Source organism: Oceanobacillus sp. M65 (genome assembly GCF_052246275.1).
Taxonomy (GTDB): domain Bacteria; phylum Bacillota; class Bacilli; order Bacillales; family Amphibacillaceae; genus Oceanobacillus_B; species Oceanobacillus_B jordanicus.
In genome coordinates this window covers 218,108-242,707 of record NZ_JBQQCJ010000004.1, presented here as the reverse complement: position 1 = coordinate 242,707, position 24,600 = coordinate 218,108, and the positions used below count along the sequence as shown (strand labels likewise).

Below are 24,600 nucleotides of genomic sequence, written 5' to 3'. Positions count from 1 at the left end.
AATATTTAATTCGTACTTTGCTCTCTTCGCTGAACATATAGCTTTCTCATCAAAACGATTGTTACGTATAGTAGAAGAATCGCTCCTAGCACCACCCAGCCATTAGGCGACTTTAGAAACATTGCAACAGATCCTGCCATTGGAATATGAAAGGAATAGGTTCCGTAAATATCTTCTCCCTTTACAAAACCCTCATCTGTCACATTGTTAGCATCACCTTTCGTTTCATATACTGTCCCTTGTGCCGTCATTTGCTCACTGATTATACGGTGTGTGACCAAGGTCCCACCCTCTTGCTCAAACGTAATGATATCTCCAACTTTCACGCTATCAACATCATCAGATAGCACCACCATATCTCCCGCATGAAAAATTGGGTCCATACTGTCAGAAAGGACATTCATTAGCTGGTAACCAAGTACGTTGGCATTGCTACCCGGTTGCTTTACCGTTTGGATCAATGAATAACCAAGTAGAAGAATAAAAACAACTAAGAAAACAATGCCTATGTTCCCCAAGCCTTTCAGTACCTTTTTCAAGTCATAGCCCTCCTTCTCTCCTATGTAGCAAGATGGTACTTCCTCTGCTGTTAATCGTTACAAATCCCTTTTCGTTCTCCACTCTATAAGCAAAGCCAGCAATTATTTCCCCTGTCCCTTACTTACTTGCTCCATCTCCTTTTTTGCTTCAAGAAAAATGGATTCTAACATCGCTTGTACTTCTTCTTTCTCGCTTTCTTCCAAGGTAATTAACAGTTCATCCGCATAATCCTGCAAAGCCTTTACGCGTTGCTCTTTTTCCTCGGCAGTAAATTCCTGCAGCTTTTCTGATGTTCCTTGTAATTCTATTTTTAGCTCTTCTTTTAACCGCTTAGTTTGCTTCATCTGTTCGTCTGCAAGTGCCTCTTCAATCTCACTAATAGCATCCGATTTCTTTTGATCAAACCATCCTGCCAGCATTCCTTTTACACCCTCATCAGCAAACACTACATTTATCCCACTACCTAAGATGATAAAGAGAATAAGAGCGCCAACTAAAAACCGTCTTTTTTTCCGTCGTTGTGTCTGTTGGTGCTTGACCAATCTACTATCTTCCACTATTTGGTCACTCCTTTAATAGAGGGCAACGCCTATGCCAATGCACAGACGTTGCCATCCTTTTATTCTTTGCTTGACATAGAAGAAACAACATCATCTAAAGCAGTTTTTGCTTCATCTTCTAGAGTCTGAGCTGCGGCAGTGATGATTGCCTTTTGTTCTTCTACCAGATCTTCAAGTAATTCTTCTACAACTTCTCTTACATCATTTATTTTAAAATTAATTTGGTTTTTAAGGTTCCTCGTGTTTATTTCTTGCTCGTTATCGACCTCAGCCTCAACTTCCTCTCGAGCTTGTCGAATTGCTTCTTCCAATTCTGAAACTGCAGAGTCTTTCGCTGCAGTCAAATCATCGGTTAATTGTCCAAGTGCTTCTTCTCCTTCTGTACCAGTGAAGGCTGTCAGGTCATTTGTTGCATAATTGACTCCTTCTTCTCCTAATCTCTCAATCTCGAAATACCCTTCCAGGAAGAGATTATAAAACTGGACACCCATGCCTTCTAAAATCTCAGCTTTTGTACCCTCAAGTGATTCGATATGGCTATTTTTCACTTGGGTAATGGCCGCTTCAGCACTTTCGGTTTCGTTTGCTCTCTTTCCATCAATGTCCCCACTAGCATCAGCTTTTAAGCCATTGTATTCTGCAGTAAGCCCTGGCAATTTCCCTTCTCCATATGCTGTTACATCGGCTTCAATTTCAGCCGCTGTTTCGTTAAACAAACCATCATACCAACTCTTCAAATTAGCACCTGCGTCTGTACCTGCTAATGCCGCTCCTGTACCGGAAATCACTCCTACTGTAAGTACACCAACTGCAATTTTCCCTTTTACTGTACGTAATACTTTCATTCAAATACCCCTTTTCTATTTGGTTTCATTTTTGGATTCCATAAGAATTGATTTTATAATGGCTTTTGTTTCCGCTTCTAAGGATTCATCTAGCTCAGCTTTCTTTTCGTCATGAAAGCTTTGAAACATGTCAGATTCCAACAACGTTTTTTTTGATTCTTCTAGTTGTGTTAAATAGGCTTCTTTTTGTTTGATGATTTCTTTCTTAGCATTTTTGGTAACCGTTACACCATGTGTTTGCAGTTGTTCCGCATTTTCCAACAACGCTGTATCTACCGTTTTTTTCACAACTTCCCTTGCGATCGCAATAGACTCGATATACGTATCAATTTGCCGTGAAGCATCCCACCAGCTGTTTTGTGATGCGTGCTTTTCAGCAAACACAGTCCCTGCATGCAATAGAACTAGAAGCATTAATAGAATCACGCCCAACCGCTTCATTCCAATACAACCTTTCCTTTAAGCAAATACATGAATAGATCTCCCCCCTTTTAAGAATCGTATGGGTCTTCGAGTTCCTTTGTTCTATATCAAGAACATTTAAATCGTAGTATAGAACATAAAAGTATTGAATGCAATCTAGTAAATCTAGTGTTCTATCTCATTTATAGTTAAATAACTCTACATTTCTCTTGTTTACTCTACTTTTCACCCACGATTATTTTATGCAAAGATTCGTTAGACAATTATTGCAAGGAGATTGTAATGGGTTGTCAGAATTTGATTAGATAGGAAGAAACAGGAGAGAAGTTGTCCCTTGAATTAGTTTCAATTTAACCCCGAGCTAGACAAAAAAACGATGCCCTAAACTATATTGGGCATCGTTTTACTTGATTATGCTATTTATAATTACGGTAGATTTACCTCTTTACGCTCTTCCAAAAACCTTGACCTTTCCTCAGGTGAAGGCAGTCTACAGCTTTCCCTTTTGCCAAACCACTTATATCGGTTCCTGGCCACAATATTATAAAAGAAATCTCGTATCGGCTTTGGTATAACAAGCAATACAGAAAATACCTTCCATAATCCTTTCAAGTTTTTACATATTTTTAATGCGGCAGTAGACTTGGTATAATAAGTACCATCCTCAACTAGAATCATACTATCTAGTGAAGGATCAATCTTGTAATATTCCTTCACTCGTTCACCAGCCCCACTCTGCAACGATGCAAATGTAAACTTAGCTTCTGGGTCTCTTTTCATTACAAATTGTACACTTCTATCACAAAAGTTACATACCCCGTCAAACAAGATAAGCCTTTGCATCCTCTCACCATCCTCATGGAGACTCTTCTAGCATTTATTTTCCCTGTATCATGTCTATAAAACAAGTTCTAGAAATGATAGAATCATAAGTAGTCAAAATTGGGGATATATCACTTCCTCATCTTCCTCTACTCTTTCTCACCAAGATCCCTTTCCAATTCCTGTTCAGATAGCATCGGTAAGTACTGTAACGCCTGGTATTTTTCATCATGATCATAAACGCCATTCTTTTGATAATATCCTCCTTCTGGTAACGTCTCTTCTTCGGCCTCGTTTAAGGGGTACCAGCCTATCCTCATAAGCGCATTACCAGTGATGAATTCTTGCAAATAATCTACCTCTTCTAGCCGATAATAGTTTTTTAGAGTAATTGTCCAGTCTTCTGGGATTTGCTTTGCCCCGTAAGTGTGTTCTTTTAAAGAATAAATCTCCTCAAACTGAAATTGGGGCTCATAATGCTCTACCTCATTCATTTCATAGTAATGTCGTGGTCGATGCATATAGATGCCTAATTTATCTGTTTCCATAGCTGGATGGATATTCCATACTATATACGCTTCTTCTGGATCTTCTTTATCTATTCTCCAAATTTTTGGTAACAAGCTATTCTCTACAATAGTCAGCTTCCATTTATGGTTTTTCCATCCCCAAAAGCTTGCGCCCATATAGTTATCTTCTGAGATAAACGGTACAAAAGCATGAGATTCTGTCACTTTTATTATTTCCTGCACTACATCCACTTTCGCTTCAGGGTACACCTCATTTATTAGCTCTTTTGCTTCATCTGTCGTATAAAATTCTTCTGGAGAAGACGGATAAAAGTAATAAAGGAGTGTTCCTGTAGCTGCTAAAACAATCAATATTGCTAGAGGGATCATCTTTTTCATTCGTTACTCTCCTCCTTTAAGATAGAAGTTGGAGAGCGATAATAATAATGCGCTTCTGGCGTTGAAATGAGCCAACCCTTGCCATCATCCTCTATAAATACCATGGTGTCGATTCCAATGCCCCATTTTGGATCAATGCCAGTTATAAGATAGGGGAAACGTTCTTCTTCGTCATATAGACTGTCTATCCATTTCTCATTTCTTAGCTTTTGTTGTTCGAGATTAGAGAGTGCATCGTTTAGTATTTCTTTATGTAAAGTCTTCCCTTCCGCACTGATGAAGTTGGTGGTAATTAATTCTGGCTGGTGGATATTGGCTAAATAAGTTTCTGGTTCATTTGGATAAAAAAAGGCTTGGATTGGCTGGCTTAGCAGTGTTGTAGCAAACAAAATATAGCTTCCCAAAAAGCCGGTCCAAGCATATTTACGGTACCAATGCCAATTGCGCCTTTTTATTAGAAATTCGAAATATATTATCATAACGCCTATTGGGATAACAGGGACCGAGTAGGAGGCGATTTCATATTGGATATTGAGAAGACCAATAGAAGTAATGATTAGGATCAGCCACGGCTTCGGGTTCCCTTTTTCCCTTCTTTTATAAAGGTAATATACCATTAAAAGAATGCAACCAATCCCCAAAATCGTCATGATGAGTTCAACTATTTTTATATTTTCCATTTCAAACAATCCTTTGTCTAACAGTTTCCCTTATACAACAGCATTTTCTACAATCGAAAATGTTCCTTGATGACAATTTATCTCTGCCTTCACTCCATAAGGCAACACCATTTTTGGCTCTGTATGCCCAAAATTTAGATTATAAAGTACTGGCATTTTTTCCAGCCCATTTTCCTTAAGGACTAGGCGAATTGATTCTTTATATGCCTCATAATGCATCTCATCCTGTGGTTTACCAAAGATGATCCCTTTGGCTTTTTCTAAGATTCCTTGAGCAGCATAGTTTCGTAACCAAAAGATGAGCGACTGTGGGGCTGGTTTGTCTTCTGAAGTTTCAAAGAACAGGATAGCATCCTCCCAATAAGCTTCCTCTGGCCAAATCTTCGTTCCTTTTGCAAATTCAAGAACTTCGATACAGCCGCCTATTAATCGACCTGTTACAGTTCCTTCCCCTTGTAGCAACTCAAACCCTTTGTTTTTCTGCTTTTTTCTTTTCTGATTCTTATTTGCAATATCCCACTCTAAAAATTCGCTAGTCCACTCATCCGCTGGTAATATTTCACCTACAGCGCTATCTTGAAACAATGTTCGTTTTATATGATCGACTGTATAAGCATCCATCTCTACATTTTCAGCAAAGTCTGTTAAAATCGCAGGCCCATAAAAGGAAGAAAGCCCTGCCTTGTGACAAAGCAAATGGGAGATTGTTACATCGGAATAGCCCATAAAAATCTTCGGATTGTGGCGTATGATGTCAAAATCAATATAGGGAAGCATTCGTATGCTATCACTACCACCGATGTTAGCGATAATTGCTTTTATGCTTTTGTCCTGAAATGCCTCCATTAAATCTTGCGCTCTTGCTTCCGGATGGGAATCGATATAGTCCGTCCCTTTTAAGCTATGCGGCATTGCCACCACCTGTAGACCAAAGACTTCTTCTAGACGCTTTACACCTTGTTCATAACGCCACCTTATTTCAGGGTCGCCTGCTCCTCCCCATGAAGGACTTACGGTAGCAACCTTGTCACCAGGTTGCAGTTTTTTCGGTTTTCTCAGCATAGTTCAACACCCTTCCAATATTATTTTTCACAAGAAAACAGAAGGAACAGAGGAATTCTCTTTCTTCTTTCAAACTCTTCTTCTGTTTTAAAATTCTCCCGCTCAGGAGGACATTCACTTAGGTTCTTTATTTGAAAACCCACTTCCGTTAACAGGCCAAAATATTCTTCTATTGTTCGATGGTATTTCACTACCTCTTTATCAATCCAATTTTCCACTCTTCCTTCTAAATCAAAGTAATGGTCTACATTCCAGCTCGTTCTTTTCCCCTCCAAAGCTCCGTGTTTTGATGCGGTAAGCACTGGATGCTGGACACTAAAAATAAACCTACCATCTGTATGTAATGCCTGATAGACTCTCTCAAAAATGCCAGAAAGGTCTTCTATATAATGAAAAACAAGTCGAGATGTAATCAAGTCATAGCGGTTTGTCGGAAAGTTCCAGTTTTCTAATGGCGCATGATGAATAGAAGTAGATTGATTTGAAAGGTTCTCTCTAGCAGCTTCCACCATTTTGTCTGAACCATCTACCGCCTCATAGCCTTTGCAGCCGGCTTCTAAAAGATCTAGCCCAAACAAGCCGTCTCCACAGCCTAGATCAAGAATTTCACTACCTTTCACGTCACCTATATACCGCATCAATGCGGGGTACTCCATTATGTTGTTCGGACTCTCTTTGCGATTCCGTCTAGCAATGTAATTTCTATTAAACTCTTCATTATCGTATACAGCCGATCCCTTATATCCCAACTACTCTCCCCCTTATAACTCTCTCCCAATCAAATTAGCTGATACTGGTTTCTTATTTAACTCCCTTGCCCACACGGATAGCTGCCCAATATGATGGATCTCATGTACGAGAACATGGTTCATAACATCTTCTGCTATGTATTCATCCTCCTGCCATGATGCCTTTACCTTTTCCTCCAAGTTTATTTCTTCTAACCTATCTAGAAATGATTCCAATTCAAGTCTCAAGGTATCTGAGAGCTTCTTTAATTTGTTTATGCTTTGATATTCTTCAAAGGAAAACGTCACGTCTTCTTTTCCTTCAATAGCACGTATCCAACTGTACTCGACATCGATAATGTGGAAGAGTGTAAGCAAAATGCTTCCTGTACCACCAGTCCTTTTCTTGTTTAATTCACTGTCAGGTAATTGGTCACACCAATCGAACCATTCATCGCGGACCTGCCAATTATACTTAAATAACTGTTGCAAACTATCTCCCCCTCCTTAATTCATTAAAGCGATTACTTATATAAGAACAAACAATTCATACAATTATTATAATTGTAGCAAAAAAGGCAAAACCTTTACATGTGAATTTATTAGAAAAAAATACATTCGCTCGTCTTTTATCGAATGTATACATTTTTCTTATACTCGGAACATTAAAATAAAACTGCATCGTAATTGCTCCCTAGCTAAAATTATGTAAAAAAAGAAACCAGCTGACAGCTATTCTCTTTAATATTATTATTCTGCGGTTAGCGCAATAGTAGATAACGGGCGAATTGGGTACATGCTTTTATTTCTCTGCAATATACGTATTTCGGATTGAATTAATTTTTTCAGTTTCCCTGGAATTTCTGGTAACTGTTTCAATTCATCTTCAGCAAATTCTAGTGCAATGTCTACTTCCCATTCTCCATCCTTAAGCTTTGGTGAATAAATCGATTCCTCTTTCACCACATTCCAACCTGTGCCTTCTATAATATCTTTGATGTCTTCCACAGTAAAAAGGCTTCGAATGTTTGATTCACTGCTCTCTTTAAATGCCTCGTATTGCGCTTGCAGAAGAACCGCTAATATATGAGACTGTTGTTCAACATGTTGGATGGCAGGATCCCATTCAGCAAAACATAATTTTTTCCCCCAACTCCTGGATTTCTTCAATATCGCAGAAAGTTCATCAGCCGAACGTAAATACCATGAAGCATGCGAAAATACGATATAGTCAAAATGCTTTTCTGGAAAGGTTACATTGTCAGCTAAAACATCAACTTGAAACTGGATATCCATCTGCTTACCCAATGAAGATGCCAGTAAATATTCTCTTGACTCTCCAAGTGTCACAGGACTTCCATAGTCAGGACCTGCGATATCAATTGCATGGACATGTCCCTTTTCCCCTGTGAAATATGCCAGTACTGCTGTCGTATCACCTTGTCCGCACCCTATTTCTAGAATCTTACTCCCTGCTTCGATCCCCCATGACTCCGCTAGCTTTACGCGATGTTCTGTTTGATCCGTTTGAATTTCCCCTTTAACTGCCATACATGCTGCTATTTTCGAAACGATAGACTCTCTCATCTAACTCCCCCTTTTTCATAGATATTATTCATAAGCTTATCCTTTATTATGAAAAATGGGAACACTTATTTAATGAGAAATGTCTCAAAGATGTTAGTTCAAATCGTTTGCCGGCAATTTCTTTTTGGCGTAGTATAAAGTGAAACTTCAATCATTGGGGGTTTTCGTTCTTTCCCCACTGATTGTTAGTTAAACGAATCGGTGTGTTAGCGTCCGTTTACTCCCACTCAAAACTATTGTATCACTTCATGTAAGTGGGATCTTACGGACGGTTTCACCGGGGTAAGTGCTACAAAATAATGATTTAAAGGAGCGTTCGTCATGAAAGCAGTTGTCGTTAATCAACCTGGTGGTGCAGAACAGCTTCAAGTAGAAGAGGTTAGCAAACCTTCCCCCGGAAAAGGGGAACTTCTCATAAAAGTAAAAGCAGCAGCTATCAACCGTACAGATATTATTTCACGTGAAGGAAAATCTGGCTATATGAAAAACCCTATTCTCGGGGTTGAAGTAGCGGGAGAAGTCGTAGATGGTGGAGAGGAAGCAACTGTCCCACTCGGTACCAGGGTAATGGGGCTTGTTAATGGTGGGGGCTATGCAGAATATGCAGTGATGCCAACTGATCGGGCAATGGTTATCCCGGATAGTCTCAGTTATGAAGAAGCTGCCGCTATACCCGAAGTGTTTCTTACCGCATTCCAAACCTTATTTTGGCTTGGTGAACTTTCCGATAAAGAGACCGTATTAATTCATGCAGGCGGAAGTGGTGTAGGAACTGCTGCTATTCAGTTGGCCAGCCAGTTAACCAATGCTAAAATCATTACCACTGCTGGTTCCAGGGAAAAATTAGATTACTGTCGATCACTTGGAGCAGATATTGGGATTAATTATAAAGAACAAGATTTTGCTGAAGAAGTTTTAAAAGAAACAAATGGTGTTGGTGCTGACGTTATTCTAGACTTTATCGGTGCCTCCTACTGGGAAAAGAACTTGAAAAGCATCGCTGTAGATGGGCGTTGGGTCTTAATTGGCATGCTTGGTGGAAGTAAAGTAGATGAGATTGACCTCATGTCCCTTATGGGCAAGCGTGTCCATCTTAAAGGCACACTTCTCACCCCAAGAAGTGATGAGTATAAACAAGAACTTACGAATGATTTTGCAAAAAACGCCTTGCCACTGTTTAAGCAAGGTAAACTAAAAGCAATCGTGGATCGTGTATTCCCTATGGAAGAGACTTCCGAGGCACATCGCCATATGGAAGCAAATAAAAATATTGGGAAGATCATTGTAGCAATGGAATAAGTGCTCCAAGGGAGGCGTTTCTCCTAGCAAAGAGGCGCACTTATATTCATATAAGAAGCACCAGCAACCTGCTTTAGGTCGTTGGTGCTTCTTTCAATTGGAAGGTAATCCATGCTTCTGACGCTTTGAATGGGAAACTCCTCATTATTTCCATGGCAAATGGATCTGTTGTATCAAACTCCCCATCCACAAACCGAAAACCAGCTTTTTTTGCAAAAATTAATTGGCATAAAACTAGACTTTCGAGCTCTTTTATCCCCTCAAGATCACGGGAACCACACCAACCAAGTTCCACTCTATCCAATTCTGTTGAATGATGTAGGAAGGTATAGGCCAACAATTTCTGAGTCCCTTTATCTATAGCTAAATAGCTTCCATTTTGAATTAAATCTTCCGCAAACACTAGCTTCTCCCACGACTTGAAATCAAGATTTGCCACAGGATTAATAAAATGTGTCCGCTCGTAATTACTTTTCACCAAGCTTATTAATTCATGTCGCAAAGTATCATTCACTTGTACTTCTGTGAGTGGAAGAATAGTGGTATTGTCTAGTTCTATAACCGAATTTCCACTTATTTTCTCAACATCTAAACACGGCATATATGTTCTTCTTACTTCTTTAAACCCATGCTTTTCATAAGTAGTTCTCTACTTGGTAGAAGAGTGCCATAGTGATGTCTGGATAGGAAATGTCACTTCATCTTGAATTAATTTATTCAGAAGGGATCTTCCAATTGCCTCGTGATCTGTGTTTCTCTTATTTATAATTTTCATATATGTACAGTAGGGATGAAATTGGTTTTGCCAGGAAACAAGGATTCCAGTCATCACGTTTTTTTCCCGTGCTGTGTAAGCATATAGATGATTTGAAGCAGCCAATAAATCCAAAACTTCTCCGCCATCGTTATCTTGTCTTAACCATTCTAGAATATCTTTTAAGTCATCTATCGTAAATTCTTTAACTTCTACTGACATGCTTTCCCCCTTTTACCTCAATCGAATTTTGTCACATTTTATGCTGTTTTAGCTTGTTTTGTAGAAACTATTGCATTACCAAGCAAAGTTTTGCATACTTACTTTTGTGCATTTATGACGAATGTCCCAAAATATTTTCATATATGAAGAAAAGGAGCTTTTTAGTTATGAAAGTTATTAAACCAGCCGAAGCAAAACTAAACCAAGCAATCATCGTAAAACAAAAGGAAATGCTCGAATGTGCTAAACGTTATGGCATGACCGATCGACGTACCGTTCTGTGTAGCCAGCAGCTTGACGTCTTGTTAAACAAGCAGTTAAAAACTTCCCTTTCACTAACTGGGTAAAGAACTCAGATAGATCACCAGAACTCTTTGTTCTGCTTATAAACAGGATTCCGGAATCCAGCCAACTTCACCTTGTTTGTTTTTTATTAATACATAGCCAGTGCAGTCAGCATTTATAATAGAAATCACGTCACCTTCGTGTACAGATAAGAAGGTTGTACTCACATCACCTTTGCTACGTGTTGTTCTTCCAGAATGAATAAGATATTCATTTTTCACCCATTGTTTTACTCCTAGGCTCTTATTCTCACAGAATGTAAAAAACGTATCATCTTTTAGCAACGTAAATTCATAATTGGGATAGGTGACCGTGCCAATACGTTCTGTAAGATCCTTATGTTCTTGCCGAACGGTGGCTCGCTTATATATTTCATCTACAAATGTATAGGAAAAATGCCCATTCTCATAGAGGACCGCGTTCAGCTGGCCATCTGATTTTATTTGATTCCCACCATCCATGGTAATTATCTTTTTTTCTGTATCTATGATTGGATTATTGGAACTGATTTTATCCGCGGTATAATTTACCGCGGGCCAGTGGCCGACAATAACCGGCTTTTCTGCCTCGTGACCTTGCTCGTAAAAGGAGGGCATAGCAAGCGCTGACTGTTCACTTGTATTTTCCCAGTCAGGCCTGTTCTCAATTCCAGCATGTACAAGGATAAATGCATCTGTTTCATAAGCCAGTGGCCTGCTTATTAGCCATTCCATCTCGTTAGAAAAATGCTCTCTGTAAAAATCACCCAGTTCCTTTAAGCTTGAAAAGTCATCTAGCTTCTTTTGTTTAAGATGAAGCATGTCATGAAGAATAGAATTGGGTTGATTTTTGATATAGTTCCATACTCCTTCATTCTCATCCAGTACATATTGAAAGAGAATGTCGCAATTACCTTTTGTGATAAAGACACGGTTTGAAGACTGTTCTAATTCCATGGCATAACGTACAACCTCCAAGCTATTTGGACCTTTTTCACAAAGGTCGCCATTAATGAATAGATAATCCTCTGACGTGTAGACTACTTTATCTAGCAGTCTTATAAATAATTCCTTGCTTGCATGAATATCAGAGACAATGATAACTCTTTTACCTGGTTCTAACTGTAATTTCTCTATCTCAAGCATAGTTAATCACCTTTCTTGTCGTTTTACATTTCGCTTGGAGCTTGCATTCCAAGCAGGCTTAGTCCCTCTTTTATGACAATGGCAGCACATTCGACCAAGGCCAATCGACTTGCTAATTTGTTATCCTCTTGTAGAATTTTGCAGTGCGCATAGTATTTATTAAATTCTCGGCATAACGAGAGAAGGTAAGTTGCAATCTCAGAAGGGTTTGCCTGTTCATAGCTTTCTTGAACTTTGGTTGGAAAATCCATCAGCTTTTTCACTACAGACCAACTAAGGCCATCTGACAAACCGTCAATGCTTTCACTACCCTTATAACGATTCGATTTTCGTAGAATGGAACAGGCTCTTGCATGTGTATACTGCACATATGGACCGGTCGCACCTTCAAATCGCAGCATGTCCTTAAGGGAAAATTCAACAGAATGCTGGGGATCTGTTTTTAAGTCTTGAAAAATGATTGCCCCAATTCCAACATCGTGAGCGACTTTAGATTTGTTTTGCAAAGTAGGATTCTTTTCTTCGATGCTTTTCTCTGCCATCGCAATCGCTTCCCTTAATACATTCTCTAAGAGGACGACCTTTCCCTTTCTTGTTGACATCTTTTTACCGTTTTGCAAAATAAACCCGAAAGGAAGATGCTCTAGCTGACTTGCCCAATTAAATCCTAGCTTTTTTAATACCAAAAAAACTTGCTGAAAATGGAGACTTTGCTCCTGTCCAACAACATAGACTGATTTGGCAAACTGGTACTTTTTATGTCGGTAGATGGCCGCAGTCAAATCTCTTGTCGCATAGAGTGTTGCCCCATCCGACTTGCGAATTAGACAAGGAGGTAAATTATGCTCCTCCAAGGTAACAACTTCTGCACCCTGAGAAGTAGAAAGCAACCTCTCTCCCTTTAGTAACTGAATCGTTTCCTCCATTTTATCATTGTAAAAAGCTTCCCCATTGTATGAATCAAAGGTTACGTTTAAAAGCTTATAAATGCCTTTAAATTCTTCCAAGGAGACTTCTCGAAACCACTGCCATAATTCCAACGCTTTTTTATCCCCTTGTTCGAGTTTAAGAAACCAGAGACGTCCTTCCTCTTCCAGCCTTGAGTCCACTTCCGCTTCCTCATGAAAACGAACATAAAGCTTTAATAGTTCCTTAATAGGATCTTGGCGTACAACCTGCTCATTCCCCCAACGATAATAACCAGAAATGAGTTTTCCAAACTGTGTACCCCAATCCCCTAAATGATTAATACGTATTGCCTTGTAACCGCATTTTTCTAATATATTGGCATAAGCGTTTCCTATCACTGTGGAGCGTAGGTGGCCCATTGAAAAAGGCTTTGCAATATTGGGAGAAGAGAAGTCTATTGTTACCTTTTTTCCTTGCCCTATAGACAGTGACCCATATGCTTCTTTTTTCGTTTGAATCTCCACTAATACTTCCTTACTAACGTGTTTCTTATTTAAAAAACAATTTACATAGGGTCCTTCAGAGACTACTTTACTAAAATAAGAACTTTTTGTTTTAGTTGCTAATTCCGTTGCAATAGAAGCTGGATTCTTCTTGTATACCTTTGCCAGTTCAAAACACGGGAAAGCAAGATCTCCTTGTTCCTGATATTTTGGGAACTCAATTTTCTCTAAAACTTCATCCTCTGTTAATACCCCTATCGTTTCTTCTGCAATTTTCTTAGCAAATAGCTGTTTACCCTTCACCCCATCATCTCCTTTTCAATATAAAAAAATCCCGCCTCTATATAGAGACGAGATTACCCGCGGTACCACTCTTTTTGTTCAAATTGAACCAAGCTTGAAATGATTAACGTTCATCAACCGGCACACCCTACTAGCACTCGTTCAGGCTGCTTCTCAGAAGTCCGCTTCATTATCACTGTTCTGTTAGGCTCACACCAAATCCTAACTCGCTTAAGAATCTATGATAATTACTCTCTTCTTCACAGAATTCACTTATAATTTTTGTAATCATAGCTGAAATCACGCTCCATGTCAACTCTATAAATGATATTTCATGCCTTCATGAGAATCGATAAAGCCTAACTTTTTATAAAATCGAAGTGCGTCTGGCCGTTGTTTATCTGTAGTTAGCTGCACCACATGACATCCTTTTTCCTTTGCCCGTTGGATAGCCCACGTCATTAGCTGCTCCCCAATTCCGCTCCCACGTGCCCTTGAATGTACTCTAACACTCTCAATTAATGCTCTCCACCCACCTTTATAGGTTAAATACGGGATATAGGTTAGCTGGAGAACCCCGATAACTTTTTCACTTTTTACCGCGACAACTAATTCATTGTTATGATCCTGATCAATTGCCTGAAAAGCCTCCAAGTAGCATGTAGGAAGTGGCTGTTCATAACGCTCTCGCTTATTCCCAAGCTCATCATCTGCAAGCATTTGCACAATCTCACTAACATCCTCTTCCATAGCTATTCGAAAACGAATAGTAGTATTCATTCTCATCCCCACCTATTTTACTTTCATCATACGACGGCTATCTACTCTCTGCATAATACCGATTTGTAATCGAAGTCAATAAGTAAGGTTAATACATCATCCTTCTTGTTTACTAGATTTGAACATATACATGCTCCATCCAAGTAGGAGAACCGCCAGGAGAAAAACTGCTGGAAAACTTTGATACCATGGTGCCTCATTTTGTAAAAGAAGTATATTATCTGGGTAAACTTGGCGAAACGGATTGAGCCAGGCCATACTCCCAGAAGGTAAAAGCCACCATAAAGCAAATCCTCCTAACAGTGTAACGAGAACTGCAAATAGAGTAGCCAATGACTGCTTGATTAGGAGGCTAAACAGGAAGCAGAGAGTGATTACTAGAATAATAGTGGTAGAGATAAGGGCAAGCCCTTGAAGCATATACGTTTTGACAGTAAGGAATTGTATCCCCCCATTTTCCTCAAAGAGGACAGGGTAATTAAACGTTCCCTTATCTCCAAAGAAAAATCCTATTAAGAAGGTAAAGCCAAAGATCCCCACCATTGCTAGCAGATAAGTAATGATAGCACTTGCAAATTTGCTCGTTATAATTTGGTGTTTTTCTAATGGTTGAGTAAACAGTAGATTCACAGAACGATTTTCAAACTCCCCTGATAACGTGTCACCAATAATTAATAGCATGAGAATAATTGCCCCAGCATTTATAAAGAGGGTCAAAATTTGTTTTAAAAAGTTGGGTAGTGCTGTGCTATAACGGTCGTGCTGTGGCATGATATCTTCATCTACCAATTTTTGATTCATGGCCGTTCGGTAATTGATTTCCTTTATTGGAATGGTTGTTTCTCCCCCTGACTCCACATAGCTAGTCAGTTCATTATAGTATTGGTTTTCCAAGTTCAGTTGCTGTTTCCATTCGTCTGTATTGATGAGGTTTCTCACCTCATATAACTTATTTATCATCGAACTATTTATTCGCTGTAATTTTTGCTGCTCCTCATTTTCAGGATCTACTTCCAACTCCGCTACATGCAAAGCCGCATTATTGTAATTGGCCTGCAGCAATTCTTCCAGCTCTTTTTGTTCTTCTTTCACAATTTGCTCCTGAAAAACAAGGTTGCGAATAAATAAAAAGCTAATTCCTATGAAAACCAGTACGAGCAAGAAAAGGAATTTCCTACTAAAGATTATTTTTTTCAATTCAAAGGAGAGTAGCTTCATACGGAAGCTTCCCCTTCAAAAAGTTCCCTGTATCTCTTTTCTGCTCCAACCTTTTGATTTTCAATGGATAGTAGCTCAATTTGATTCTCATTCAAACAACCAATAAATTGTTGCAAGGATACGTCTGTTTCTTCAAACCGCAGTACACCCTTTTCTGCTAAACTATAAGGAATCCCTTTGGCATCCAGAACCTCTAATGCTTTATCCGCATTACTAACAGATACTTCATATTGATTAAGATGAAGGTCTGTGAGTGATTCCTTAAGCAATGCGCCGTCCTTCATAAAATAAATCGTGTTGGTGAGCCTGTCGATTTCATCTAAGTTATGGGAGGAGACGATAATCGTTGTCCCAATCTCAGCAAGCTCTAATAAAATATTACGCATGTTTATTGCACTTGTAGGATCCAGCCCATTTAATGGTTCATCCATCAGTAAAAGCTTCGGTTTATTAATAATAACCATCGCAAGTAATAGATGCTGTTTCATCCCAAGCGAATAATTTCGTACCCGTTTTTTTAAGTAGGATCCCATTCCTACACGCTCAACTACTTCTTTAATTTTACTTTGATCAATATGTTGCGCCTGACAAATAAACTTTAAATGGTCATAGCCTGTTAAATCGCCATACAAGATTCGATTATCTTGCAAATAGGACACATCATAAAATAGCGAACTATCCTTATGGTTTTTCCCTAAGAGTTCAATGCTCCCCTCATTCACTGTCAGCAGGTTTGTCATACAGTTTAATAACGTCGTTTTGCCCGAACCATTTGGACCGACTAGGGCAATAATCTGTGGCGATTCAATTTTAATATTGATTCCTTTAAGTACAAGCTGTTTTTTGTAACGTTTTTTAAGATTAGCTACATTTACAATCATGTTCTTCCCCTCTCTTATGAAAACCGCTTCTGAAAAATAGTAACCCCATAGGCCACCAGCCATAAAAGCAGACTAGAAACGGCGAGTACGATCATACCTTGGTTAAATGAAAAACTACTATTCTCTAACGTTAGCGCCAATTCATTTGTAATTACTTCTCTAACAGAAAAATAGTGGAATGGAATATAAGGAGCAATCATGGACATCACTGAATCCGCACTTAATCCTATCCCCGCAAACAATATGGCGATCGTTAAACCAATTGATACTAATGCTTTCTTCGTGATAATGGAAAACAAGAATAATATGGAATAGCAAAAGATCAACACCAAGAAAAAGAGACTAGCAGATTGAAGTAAGAATGTTACCATGTTCATAAAGCTAAAGGAATACTCCTCACCATAAATCAATACAGGGTAATCCCAATCACCGAACCGGTCAAATATTGTACCGAGTATGAATGAAAGCAGTACAGTACCCAATAGTAAAAGTAATGTTACCAAAAGCATTGTTAAAAATTTACCTATAAATAGCTTAGAACGGCGAATTGGTTGGGTACGCAATAGCTGGATTGATCCATTCTTACCTAGCCCTTCTTTTGTGACCATGTCACCAAAAAGAAAGAGAAAAAAACATGCACCTAAAATGTTAAATACGAATGTAAACACATGATGAGTGAAGTAAATGCCGGTAGAAGAATATTTCGTACTAAGTTTTTTTATTGACTCTTCAATGTCAGAAGGCTCATACACTTGATCATATAGTGTCACCCAAGACAAAAAATGTATCGGGTAAACAGGAGTAATTTCTTTATCTCTTAGCCACTTGTGATACTCCAATTTGCTTTCTTCTGTAAAAAGTGTAGGCCATGCAGCAGAGTAATACTCGTCACGGAAAATACGGTTTTCAACATGCTGTTCATATTGTTCTATTTCTTTATTTAATAATGGAGTCCATTCCCCCTTTTCAAAACGTTTTATTTCTTCTTGTTCAGCTCTTATGGTTCCTTTTAAGTCTTCAAGGCGGTCAGAAGTTTCTTTATCTTCTGCTTCCAATTCCCCTGCCTCGATGGAATCCTCAATACTATTAATCTCACTTTGCATCATAGAGATATCAGCTTCATTTTCTAAGATTAAATCATCTGTATGCATTGTATGTATGTGGACATATATATAATAACTAAGTATAAAGAGGAGGCAGCCAAATAACAGAAATCGGAAGAAATTTGACTTTGCCATTTTTTTTAATTCAAAACGGATAATTGTTAGCAATTAATCACCTGCTTATTTCATGATTTTTACCCCGGAACAACCGTCCGTAAGACTCCCACTTCAAAACATGAAGAGAGACAGTTAGTTTTTAGTGGGAGTAAACGGACGCTAACACCCCGATTCGTTCAACTAACAATCAGTGGGGGAAGAGCGAAAACCTCCACTGATTGAAGTTTCACTTTATGTATGATAATTTCTCTATTTACAATTTCGCTTTTTCTTCTTTAATCCCTTCCAAAGTATTAGAAAAATTCCAAATTTATGATATATTTGTAATGAAAGTCATAACAGGTGGGAAGATATGAGGGGCAGTATCAGTATATAGCAATCCTTTTTATAGACTGTTCAAATGAAACGGAAGAGATAGTTAAAAAAGAACCTCCCAAAACCACTCAAGAGGCAAATGCGCAACTCGGAAATCCAGCTACAATTGGGTTGGGAAATTCTTCTCGGTCCATTGATGGGACACTAGATACTTTTTGCTGGGAAGAAACTAGCACTTTTGAGCCTGAACCTCCGGACAAGTTGTTATGAGGGGTCCCTCCACTTGGGGTAAGCTCTGGAGAAAAGGTGGATATTTTGGTTTCCAGCGACCCTTCGTCATCTGAAGAAGTAGCTAATCCTGATAGCATTATCATTTCGCAAAGTAACAAAAATAGTGAGAAAACAACCGAAGTATTGGTCGAGAATGATAGTTTCCTCGCACCGAAAGACCCAGGAAATTATTATTACACGAGCACCGCAGAATGGGTTGGAAGAAATAAAGGTACCTCCGTTTAAGCCCATTCCTTGTTTGTTAAGGGAGACTAGCATTTCTTGCTGGAAGATAACCGCTAGTATCTCATAAAACTTTTTATAGGGGGAACATTATGAAATTACCATTTGCTTTCATACTTATTACCATTTCACTAATTTTCACAGGCTGTTCGAATGAGGAGGTAAAGCCTGCTAAAGAAGATACCTCTTCACCTTCTACGGGAGTGGGAAGTAAACAAGTCAGTCCTCCTTATATAGATATAAGTGCTGGTGCTAGTTCAACTGCGGCCATGCGAGATACTCATTGTTGGGAAGAAAACTGTTCGCTCACTCCTGATCCTCCAGATGAATTGTTGTTGGGTGAAACACCACTTCGCGTTAAACCTGGAGAGAAAGTTGAATTCACCTTCTCTACAAGCGAAGCCACAGCCCCTGATGAAATATACACCCCAACTGTCAGCATCGTTCAAATCGATACCAGTGGAGAAGAAGAAACAGACGTTAATGTAGAAAACAGTAGCATGACTGCACCCACTGAAGAAGGAAAATACTACTATAACATTATTACAGAATGGGATGGTGAACTGATTGGAACAGCAATATATGCATTTGCTATATTAGTACGTGAAGAATAATGTCCTCATAATTTTGGCTCTCCCTTTTCAGATTGGAATTGATCCATTACTAACTGAAAAATAAACGCTTTTAAATCTACAAATCGTGGATAAATGGGTTTGTCCGTTGAACCTGCAATAATTAACGGTACGAGCGACTCCTGTTTATGCAAGGAGCCGTGCGCTGCTCCCGCCAAATGAAATGGTGTCGACTGGGCCTTGAATTCACATCCTGGCTTGGCATTTACCACAATAAACCGACCCGATTGGGAATGAAGGGCACCGTACAACCTGGATAAAGCATCTGGAAACTTACCAAATGCAAGTCTGTCTCCATCGGTCCTTTTTAAATCAAGCACTTCAAGATCTCCTTCAATATGCCAGCTTTGACCATAAATATCTTGTGTGCTTCCACCTGGAGAAAAGGTTATACGTCCTTCTACTATTCCAGATTCTACATAAATGTGGTTTTGATCCTTCCATGCGATCACATCAATTCGCTTATCCGCTTTAAGGGGCTCTATTAATGGTGACAATGTTAGCTTCTCATCTAGCACGTAAATATAAGCCATACGTTGATTCACACTAAAAACGAGTTGATCTTTTTTGTGAACAGGCTGCTGAATTTTTGCAATCCGATAATTAAGAAGTGATTTCCGTAAATCTATTACAACTTGCTTGTAACTCATCCCAGAAGGAGCGTGGCCATTATCACCAATTACAAGCCAGATATTCTTTTTTAGCGCGTCTTCCCAGCTTGAGTATAGGTTTAATGTCTTTTGTATTTCACGGTCAATTTTTGTAATTCCTTTTATATCCATGGGTCCTCTAAAATGAATCCGAGCGTCCAAGTCCTGAAATATACAAAAGGTAAAGCCCGGAAGTTTATTCGTGCGAATTAAATGGCGCAGCTCCCGTGCCGTAAATTTGTGATTCCCTGCAGCTAGCTGTGTAGGAAAACCCCATCTCCTAATTTTCGAAAAGACACCCAAGGAAAAAACAGGCGTCGTCTGACTAATCCAAGTCCCTTTTTCAAAACGCGTTAATCTGCGCAGTAACAGAGGCGCCTTCAACTTTTTAGGCGTATTTCCCCGATAGACAAACGAATTAATAGACGCTGAGGACACCCCTTCTTTTGCAAGGTCTTCGTAAATGGTGGTTACTCCTGTACTCATATGCTCATTATTTAGTCGGTAAAGCATGTTATGTATAGATTTACGCATTCCAATTCGAAAAGTCTCTCTAACACCTGTTCCATAGTTAACAAATTGCCTTTTATTCGTATCAAACCAATTCAATCCCGGAATACGATGTTGATCAGGGTAGGTGCCAGTTAAAAGGCTACTATCAATGGTAACGGACATGGTCGGATACGAGCTGACCATCTCAGGAAAATAGGTACCATTTTCCATTAGGAACTTTAATGCTGGAGCACGTCCTGTTTGGACAGCTACCTCAAGTGGATAGGACATTAATGAATCTATGTTTAACAGTATTACTGGCTTTTCCGGCTTTTTGTATTGGGGCATTTTTCTATTCTTCCTCTCTATACAATGTTTAACTAGCCCTAGTTTAACCAGGCATGATGAAACAATCCGTATAGAGATTCACTTTGAGGTGTTTTGGTTTCACTTTGTAGTGCTCTGGTTTCACTTTGTGGTGCTCTGGTTTCACTTTGTGGTGCTCTTCTGGTTTCACTTTGCGGCTGTCTGGATCTGACGCGACTTCCTCCCTTTCTGAAGCGACTTCAACTCATTTCGACGCGACTTCAACTCTTTCCGACGCGACTCTACCTCTTTCCGACGCGACTTCCTCTCATTCTGACGCGACTTCACCTCTTTCTGACGCGGCTTCACCCAACGCTCCACTACAACAAAGCAGATTTCAACAAAACAAAACTCCCCTAGCAAGATACACTCACCTTGCTAAAGGAGTTTCAATTCCACCTATTTATCCAGCACCGTCTTGGCGATGTTCTGATCTAACTCTTCGAAATCATGATAGGAAATTGTTTCGTATAGCTCTTTTCTTGTTTGCATATCTGAGACACCTTCCTTTTGTGTCCCTTCCTCTTTTATTAATTGGAAAATCCGTTCATATGCCTTTGCCGCTACGCGTAATGAGGTAACTGGATAGATTACCATTTTAAAGCCCATATCCTGGAAGGCTTCCGCGGATATATATGGCGTCTTACCAAACTCGGTCATATTGGCTAATAATGGGACATCCACCTTCTCGGCAAAGAGGCGGAATTCTTCATCTGACTGCAAGGCCTCTGGGAATATCGCATCTGCTCCTGCCTCCACATACGCTAAGGCGCGCGCTATTGTAGCCTCCATGCCTTCATCGGCTCTGGCGTCCGTTCTAGCAACAATGACAAGAGAAGGTGCTGATTTTTTTATTGCCTGGATTTTCTGTGCCATCTCCTCTATTGTCACAAGTTGCTTTCCATTCAAATGCCCACATTTCTTTGGAAGCTGTTGGTCCTCAATTTGTACGGCAGCTACGTTTGCTTCTACCATTTCCCTTGCAGTACGTGCGACATTAAGTACCCCGCCAAATCCTGTGTCAATATCAACCAACACAGGAAGGTTCGTTGCACGAATGAGATCACGTGCCCTATCAGCCATTTCAGTTGATGTCACCATTCCTAGATCCGGCAGTCCTTTGCTTGCGGTATAAGCACCACCAGATAAATATAGGGCGGAAAATTCCGCCTTTTTGGCAACAAGTGCTGCCATGGCATCATGGGCACCTGGGATTTGCAAGATGGTTTCTTGTTGAATCAATTCCTTAAATTGCTCAGCTAGCTTCTGCTGTGGTACAGCTTCGTCTACAATCCACGCCATCGTACATTCCTCCTATTTAACAAAAAGCTCCATAAATTCATTCACGTTCATGTCAGCAAGTGTTTCGTACTTGTAGCTTACTGCTTCAATTTGCTCTAATTGTTTTCTTGAATATTGTGTCGCCAAGTTTGCTGCATATTTTTCTAATACTTTCGGTATCGCTTCTTCCCGGCGGAAACGGTGTCCAAGTGGATATTCACAAGCTACACTTTCTGTCGATGTTCCATCGGTAAAGTGAATCTGCACAGCATTCGCAATCGACCTTTTTTCTGGATCCAAATAGTCCTCGGTATAGGCTTTGTTTTCTGTCACAACCATCTTATCTCTTAGTTTATCAACCAGTGGATTTGCGGCAGCTTCATCTTCGTAATCCTCTGCCACAATATTTCCATTTAAAAGTCCGATTGCTGTAATGTATTGCAAGCAATGATCGCGATCTGCCGGGTTGTGCAAAGGTCCTTTTTTATCAATGATACGAATTGCAGATTCATGAGTAGAGATGGTAATTTGATCGATTTCGTCCCAACGACCCTTCACTTCCGGATAAAGCTGTACGGCCGACTCTGCAGCTGTCTGTGCATGGAACTCTGCAGGATAGGAAACTTTAAATAAAACATTTTCCATCACATAGCTATCAAGAGGCTGATTTATTTTTAGTTCCTGCTTATTGAACAATACATCCTGGAATCCCCAGCCTGGCGCACTAAGTGCGGTTTGATAGCCCATTTCACCTTTCATTGCCATCATCGCAAGACGTACTCCACGACTAGTCGCATCACCAGCAGCCCAGGATTTTCGAGAGCCTGTGTTTGGTGCATGGCGATACGTCCGCAAGCTTGAATTATCCAACCATGCATTCGATAATGCATTCACAATTTCGTTACGGCCACCACCAAGCATTTTTGTAACAACTGCTGTAGTAGCGATTTTCACATACAATACATGGTCAAGCCCCACACGATTCAGGCTATTTTCAAGCGCGAGTACACCTTGAATTTCATGTGCTTTAATCATCATCTCTAGTACGTCCTGAACTTTTAATGGCGCTTGGCCTTTTGCTAGTCTTTCCTGACTAACATAATCCGCGACTGCCAATATTCCACCCAGATTATCTGATGGATGGCCCCACTCAGCTGCCAGCCAGGTATCGTTATAATCAAGCCAGCGAATAATTGCGCCAATATTAAAGGCTCCTTGAACTGGATCTAACACATGAGAAGTGCCTGGTACTCTTACCCCTTTAGGCACGACAGTACCTGGAACAATTGGTCCGAGTAGCTTCGTACATTCTGGATAATTTAATGCAAGGACCCCACATCCTAGTGTATCCAATAGCACATAATGTGCCGTGTTGTATGCCTCAGTACTCGTAATATCTTTATTCAACACATAATCCGCAATTTCCTCTAGTAAAACGTCTGTTTTGTTCTGTTCACTCGTTGTTTGCAAAACACTTCTCCCCTTTTTCGATTAGTAGCTATTTCCAATATAATTCACACGCGGGCGGAACAAACGATTATGTTGATGTTGTTCGATCACGTGTGCGGATAAACCAGCAGTTCTGGCACTAAAGAAAATCGGTGTATACAAGCCGATTGGAATCCCTAACATCCAGTACACAGGAGCGGCATAGTAATCCAGATTTGGATAAAGTCCCTTTTCCTCACGCATCACCTTTTCCCCAGCCTCACACATTTCCAGTAATGTATGATCACCTTTCTTATCACATAACTCTTTTAAGGATTGTTTCATGACGAGCGCCCTTGGATCCATTTTCTTCATGTAGACCCGATGCCCAAAGCCCATTATTTTTTCTTTTTGACTAAGTTTCTTCATAAGTAATTCTTCAAAGGCTGCTGCCGACTTAACTTCGTTCAACATGTACATGACCGCTTCATTTGCTCCACCGTGCAGGTTTCCTTTCAAGGAAGCAACAGCTCCAGTTAAGGCGCCATATAGGTCAGCGTTTGTAGATGCAATAACTCTTGCCGTAAATGTTGAATTCGGCATCTCGTGCTCACTATATAAAAGAAGGGAACGATCAAATATTTCCGTTTGCCATGGCTCCGGCTTTTCCCCTGTTATCATGTAAAGGAAATTAGCGCTATAGGATAAATCCTGATCTGGCTGCACTGCCTTTTGCCCATTGATTAGCCGATAACTGTTTACAGTAATAGCAGGTAATTTCCCAAGCAGGCGGTATGCCCTTTCCTTATTTGCTTCCACCGAGCGGTTCTCTATATCGTCATCATATCCTGAAAGCGCTGACAAACCTGTCCGCAAAGCATCCATTGGATGGGTGTTTTCTGGTAAGAGATCAAGAACTTTCAATACATTTTGCGGGATATCATAATGAGTCATAAGTTTTCCTTTTAGGTCGCTTCTCACTGCTTCATCTGGCAGGCTTCCTTCTAAAAGGAGATACACCATATCGAGGTAATCATTTTTTTGCGAAAGGTCAATGAGTTCATGTCCTCTTATAATAATTTTTTCCTGTTCCGTGTCTAAAAAAGAAATCTCTGTTTCTGCAGCAACCACCCCTGCAAGACCAGGAACATACTTTTCTTTCGTATCCATATTTTTAACCTCCTAATTTAGTGTGCAGTTTCCGTAGAATTTTCATAAACTTGCTATCTTA

General features: G+C 39.7%; 27 protein-coding genes and 1 other annotated feature. Of the genes, 4 read left to right on the top strand and 23 right to left on the bottom strand.

Translation table 11 applies throughout. From position 1 onward, the window contains the following. Positions 1 to 5 precede the first annotated feature (5 nt). The 11 genes from ACTWPF_RS16295 to ACTWPF_RS16245 all read right to left on the bottom strand — a co-directional run bounded on the left by ACTWPF_RS16295 (position 6) and on the right by ACTWPF_RS16245 (position 8,155). Positions 6 to 539: a signal peptidase I gene (locus ACTWPF_RS16295; RefSeq protein WP_443149823.1), complete on the bottom strand. Its 534-nt coding sequence runs from the start codon at positions 537 to 539 to the stop codon at positions 6 to 8. A gap of 102 nt (positions 540 to 641) precedes the next feature. Continuing rightward, on the bottom strand, positions 642 to 1,097 hold the full coding sequence (locus ACTWPF_RS16290; protein ID WP_443149822.1) for a hypothetical protein: 456 nt from the start codon (positions 1,095 to 1,097) through the stop codon (positions 642 to 644). A gap of 62 nt (positions 1,098 to 1,159) precedes the next feature. Then, positions 1,160 to 1,945: a hypothetical protein gene (locus ACTWPF_RS16285; protein WP_161465131.1), complete on the bottom strand. Its 786-nt coding sequence runs from the start codon at positions 1,943 to 1,945 to the stop codon at positions 1,160 to 1,162. Positions 1,946 to 1,960: 15 nt separating this feature from the next. Continuing rightward, complete coding sequence (locus ACTWPF_RS16280; RefSeq protein WP_161465130.1) at positions 1,961 to 2,386, bottom strand: hypothetical protein; 426 nt, start codon at positions 2,384 to 2,386, stop codon at positions 1,961 to 1,963. Between the two features lie 408 nt (positions 2,387 to 2,794). Further along, positions 2,795 to 3,211 (bottom strand): thiol-disulfide oxidoreductase DCC family protein, encoded by a 417-nt coding sequence (locus tag ACTWPF_RS16275; RefSeq protein ID WP_443149821.1) that lies wholly within the window; start codon positions 3,209 to 3,211, stop codon positions 2,795 to 2,797. Between the two features lie 128 nt (positions 3,212 to 3,339). Further along, positions 3,340 to 4,098: a hypothetical protein gene (locus ACTWPF_RS16270; RefSeq protein ID WP_443149820.1), complete on the bottom strand. Its 759-nt coding sequence runs from the start codon at positions 4,096 to 4,098 to the stop codon at positions 3,340 to 3,342. Continuing rightward, positions 4,095 to 4,778: a hypothetical protein gene (locus ACTWPF_RS16265; protein WP_106895913.1), complete on the bottom strand. Its 684-nt coding sequence runs from the start codon at positions 4,776 to 4,778 to the stop codon at positions 4,095 to 4,097. The genes ACTWPF_RS16270 and ACTWPF_RS16265 overlap by 4 nt, the downstream gene beginning before the upstream one ends. A 30-nt stretch (positions 4,779 to 4,808) precedes the next feature. Next, positions 4,809 to 5,840, bottom strand: coding sequence for a S66 family peptidase (locus ACTWPF_RS16260; RefSeq protein ID WP_443149819.1), 1,032 nt, complete (start codon positions 5,838 to 5,840; stop codon positions 4,809 to 4,811). A 20-nt stretch (positions 5,841 to 5,860) separates the two neighbouring features. Then, on the bottom strand, positions 5,861 to 6,589 hold the full coding sequence (locus ACTWPF_RS16255; RefSeq protein WP_443149818.1) for a class I SAM-dependent DNA methyltransferase: 729 nt from the start codon (positions 6,587 to 6,589) through the stop codon (positions 5,861 to 5,863). A 12-nt stretch (positions 6,590 to 6,601) separates the two neighbouring features. Then, positions 6,602 to 7,060, bottom strand: coding sequence for a DinB family protein (locus ACTWPF_RS16250; protein WP_443149817.1), 459 nt, complete (start codon positions 7,058 to 7,060; stop codon positions 6,602 to 6,604). A 258-nt stretch (positions 7,061 to 7,318) separates the two neighbouring features. After that, positions 7,319 to 8,155 (bottom strand): class I SAM-dependent methyltransferase, encoded by an 837-nt coding sequence (locus ACTWPF_RS16245; protein WP_443149816.1) that lies wholly within the window; start codon positions 8,153 to 8,155, stop codon positions 7,319 to 7,321. 321 nt (positions 8,156 to 8,476) lie between these two features. Here ACTWPF_RS16245 and ACTWPF_RS16240 point away from each other — a divergent pair, with 321 nt between their 5' ends. Continuing rightward, positions 8,477 to 9,454, top strand: coding sequence for an NAD(P)H-quinone oxidoreductase (locus ACTWPF_RS16240; protein WP_443149815.1), 978 nt, complete (start codon positions 8,477 to 8,479; stop codon positions 9,452 to 9,454). Between the two features lie 73 nt (positions 9,455 to 9,527). Here ACTWPF_RS16240 and ACTWPF_RS16235 read toward each other — a convergent pair whose 3' ends face one another. Next, positions 9,528 to 10,055, bottom strand: a complete 528-nt coding sequence (locus ACTWPF_RS16235) for a hypothetical protein (protein WP_443149814.1) — start codon at positions 10,053 to 10,055, stop codon at positions 9,528 to 9,530. A gap of 48 nt (positions 10,056 to 10,103) precedes the next feature. After that, positions 10,104 to 10,430: a hypothetical protein gene (locus ACTWPF_RS16230; RefSeq protein WP_443149813.1), complete on the bottom strand. Its 327-nt coding sequence runs from the start codon at positions 10,428 to 10,430 to the stop codon at positions 10,104 to 10,106. 167 nt (positions 10,431 to 10,597) lie between these two features. On the opposite strand from ACTWPF_RS16230, the gene ACTWPF_RS16225 reads away from it, so the two are divergent. Next, positions 10,598 to 10,777 carry an aspartyl-phosphate phosphatase Spo0E family protein gene (locus tag ACTWPF_RS16225; RefSeq protein ID WP_106895906.1) on the top strand — a complete coding sequence of 60 codons (180 nt, stop codon included), beginning with the start codon at positions 10,598 to 10,600 and terminating at the stop codon, positions 10,775 to 10,777. A gap of 36 nt (positions 10,778 to 10,813) precedes the next feature. Here ACTWPF_RS16225 and ACTWPF_RS16220 read toward each other — a convergent pair whose 3' ends face one another. From ACTWPF_RS16220 to ACTWPF_RS16195, 6 genes are all read right to left on the bottom strand, one after another. Further along, on the bottom strand, positions 10,814 to 11,899 hold the full coding sequence (locus ACTWPF_RS16220; RefSeq protein WP_443149812.1) for a metallophosphoesterase: 1,086 nt from the start codon (positions 11,897 to 11,899) through the stop codon (positions 10,814 to 10,816). A 23-nt stretch (positions 11,900 to 11,922) separates the two neighbouring features. After that, positions 11,923 to 13,614 (bottom strand): arginine--tRNA ligase, encoded by a 1,692-nt coding sequence (argS, locus tag ACTWPF_RS16215; RefSeq protein ID WP_443149811.1) that lies wholly within the window; start codon positions 13,612 to 13,614, stop codon positions 11,923 to 11,925. 40 nt (positions 13,615 to 13,654) lie between these two features. Further along, positions 13,655 to 13,866 (bottom strand) — a binding site (T-box leader). Positions 13,867 to 13,911: 45 nt separating this feature from the next. Beyond that, positions 13,912 to 14,373, bottom strand: coding sequence for a GNAT family N-acetyltransferase (locus tag ACTWPF_RS16210; RefSeq protein WP_443149810.1), 462 nt, complete (start codon positions 14,371 to 14,373; stop codon positions 13,912 to 13,914). Positions 14,374 to 14,469: 96 nt separating this feature from the next. After that, positions 14,470 to 15,591 (bottom strand): ABC transporter permease, encoded by a 1,122-nt coding sequence (locus tag ACTWPF_RS16205; protein WP_443149809.1) that lies wholly within the window; start codon positions 15,589 to 15,591, stop codon positions 14,470 to 14,472. Next, entirely contained in the window at positions 15,588 to 16,472 is an 885-nt protein-coding gene (locus ACTWPF_RS16200) for an ABC transporter ATP-binding protein (protein ID WP_443149808.1), read from the bottom strand. The genes ACTWPF_RS16205 and ACTWPF_RS16200 overlap by 4 nt, the downstream gene beginning before the upstream one ends. A gap of 14 nt (positions 16,473 to 16,486) precedes the next feature. Continuing rightward, positions 16,487 to 17,743, bottom strand: coding sequence for an ABC transporter permease subunit (locus ACTWPF_RS16195; RefSeq protein ID WP_443149807.1), 1,257 nt, complete (start codon positions 17,741 to 17,743; stop codon positions 16,487 to 16,489). Between the two features lie 579 nt (positions 17,744 to 18,322). Between ACTWPF_RS16195 and ACTWPF_RS16190 the strand changes: the two genes are divergently transcribed. Together ACTWPF_RS16190 and ACTWPF_RS16185 are read left to right on the top strand one after the other, a co-directional pair. Beyond that, positions 18,323 to 18,523: a hypothetical protein gene (locus ACTWPF_RS16190; RefSeq protein ID WP_443149806.1), complete on the top strand. Its 201-nt coding sequence runs from the start codon at positions 18,323 to 18,325 to the stop codon at positions 18,521 to 18,523. An 89-nt stretch (positions 18,524 to 18,612) separates the two neighbouring features. After that, a complete protein-coding gene (locus tag ACTWPF_RS16185) occupies positions 18,613 to 19,134 on the top strand; it encodes a hypothetical protein (RefSeq protein ID WP_443149805.1) in 522 nt (173 codons plus the stop codon). A gap of 5 nt (positions 19,135 to 19,139) precedes the next feature. Here the strand turns inward: ACTWPF_RS16185 and ACTWPF_RS16180 are convergent, their stop codons facing one another. The 4 genes from ACTWPF_RS16180 to mmgD all read right to left on the bottom strand — a co-directional run bounded on the left by ACTWPF_RS16180 (position 19,140) and on the right by mmgD (position 24,539). Continuing rightward, positions 19,140 to 20,642: an alkaline phosphatase family protein gene (locus tag ACTWPF_RS16180; RefSeq protein WP_443149804.1), complete on the bottom strand. Its 1,503-nt coding sequence runs from the start codon at positions 20,640 to 20,642 to the stop codon at positions 19,140 to 19,142. Between the two features lie 417 nt (positions 20,643 to 21,059). Beyond that, complete coding sequence (prpB, locus tag ACTWPF_RS16175; protein WP_443149803.1) at positions 21,060 to 21,962, bottom strand: methylisocitrate lyase; 903 nt, start codon at positions 21,960 to 21,962, stop codon at positions 21,060 to 21,062. A gap of 12 nt (positions 21,963 to 21,974) precedes the next feature. Further along, the gene (locus ACTWPF_RS16170; protein ID WP_443149802.1) at positions 21,975 to 23,411 is read right to left on the bottom strand and encodes a 2-methylcitrate dehydratase; all 1,437 of its coding nucleotides are present in this window, start codon (positions 23,409 to 23,411) and stop codon (positions 21,975 to 21,977) included. A 21-nt stretch (positions 23,412 to 23,432) separates the two neighbouring features. Next, positions 23,433 to 24,539, bottom strand: coding sequence for a citrate synthase (mmgD, locus tag ACTWPF_RS16165; protein WP_443149801.1), 1,107 nt, complete (start codon positions 24,537 to 24,539; stop codon positions 23,433 to 23,435). Positions 24,540 to 24,600 lie beyond the last annotated feature (61 nt).

Excerpts from the sequence above, each read along its gene's own strand:
- ACTWPF_RS16285 (WP_161465131.1), bottom strand. The coding sequence starts at position 1,945 with ATGAAAGTATTACGTACAGTAAAAGGGAAAATTGCAGTTGGTGTACTT.
- ACTWPF_RS16280 (WP_161465130.1), bottom strand. The coding sequence starts at position 2,386 with ATGAAGCGGTTGGGCGTGATTCTATTAATGCTTCTAGTTCTATTGCAT.
- ACTWPF_RS16275 (WP_443149821.1), bottom strand. The coding sequence starts at position 3,211 with ATGCAAAGGCTTATCTTGTTTGACGGGGTATGTAACTTTTGTGATAGA.
- ACTWPF_RS16270 (WP_443149820.1), bottom strand. The coding sequence starts at position 4,098 with ATGAAAAAGATGATCCCTCTAGCAATATTGATTGTTTTAGCAGCTACA.
- ACTWPF_RS16265 (WP_106895913.1), bottom strand. The coding sequence starts at position 4,778 with ATGGAAAATATAAAAATAGTTGAACTCATCATGACGATTTTGGGGATT.
- ACTWPF_RS16260 (WP_443149819.1), bottom strand. The coding sequence starts at position 5,840 with ATGCTGAGAAAACCGAAAAAACTGCAACCTGGTGACAAGGTTGCTACC.
- ACTWPF_RS16245 (WP_443149816.1), bottom strand. The coding sequence starts at position 8,155 with ATGAGAGAGTCTATCGTTTCGAAAATAGCAGCATGTATGGCAGTTAAA.
- ACTWPF_RS16240 (WP_443149815.1), top strand. The coding sequence starts at position 8,477 with ATGAAAGCAGTTGTCGTTAATCAACCTGGTGGTGCAGAACAGCTTCAA.
- ACTWPF_RS16235 (WP_443149814.1), bottom strand. The coding sequence starts at position 10,055 with ATGCCGTGTTTAGATGTTGAGAAAATAAGTGGAAATTCGGTTATAGAA.
- ACTWPF_RS16230 (WP_443149813.1), bottom strand. The coding sequence starts at position 10,430 with ATGTCAGTAGAAGTTAAAGAATTTACGATAGATGACTTAAAAGATATT.
- ACTWPF_RS16225 (WP_106895906.1), top strand. The coding sequence starts at position 10,598 with ATGAAAGTTATTAAACCAGCCGAAGCAAAACTAAACCAAGCAATCATC.
- ACTWPF_RS16220 (WP_443149812.1), bottom strand. The coding sequence starts at position 11,899 with ATGCTTGAGATAGAGAAATTACAGTTAGAACCAGGTAAAAGAGTTATC.
- ACTWPF_RS16210 (WP_443149810.1), bottom strand. The coding sequence starts at position 14,373 with ATGAATACTACTATTCGTTTTCGAATAGCTATGGAAGAGGATGTTAGT.
- ACTWPF_RS16205 (WP_443149809.1), bottom strand. The coding sequence starts at position 15,591 with ATGAAGCTACTCTCCTTTGAATTGAAAAAAATAATCTTTAGTAGGAAA.
- ACTWPF_RS16200 (WP_443149808.1), bottom strand. The coding sequence starts at position 16,472 with ATGATTGTAAATGTAGCTAATCTTAAAAAACGTTACAAAAAACAGCTT.
- ACTWPF_RS16185 (WP_443149805.1), top strand. The coding sequence starts at position 18,613 with ATGAAATTACCATTTGCTTTCATACTTATTACCATTTCACTAATTTTC.
- ACTWPF_RS16180 (WP_443149804.1), bottom strand. The coding sequence starts at position 20,642 with ATGCCCCAATACAAAAAGCCGGAAAAGCCAGTAATACTGTTAAACATA.
- prpB (WP_443149803.1), bottom strand. The coding sequence starts at position 21,962 with ATGGCGTGGATTGTAGACGAAGCTGTACCACAGCAGAAGCTAGCTGAG.
- mmgD (WP_443149801.1), bottom strand. The coding sequence starts at position 24,539 with ATGGATACGAAAGAAAAGTATGTTCCTGGTCTTGCAGGGGTGGTTGCT.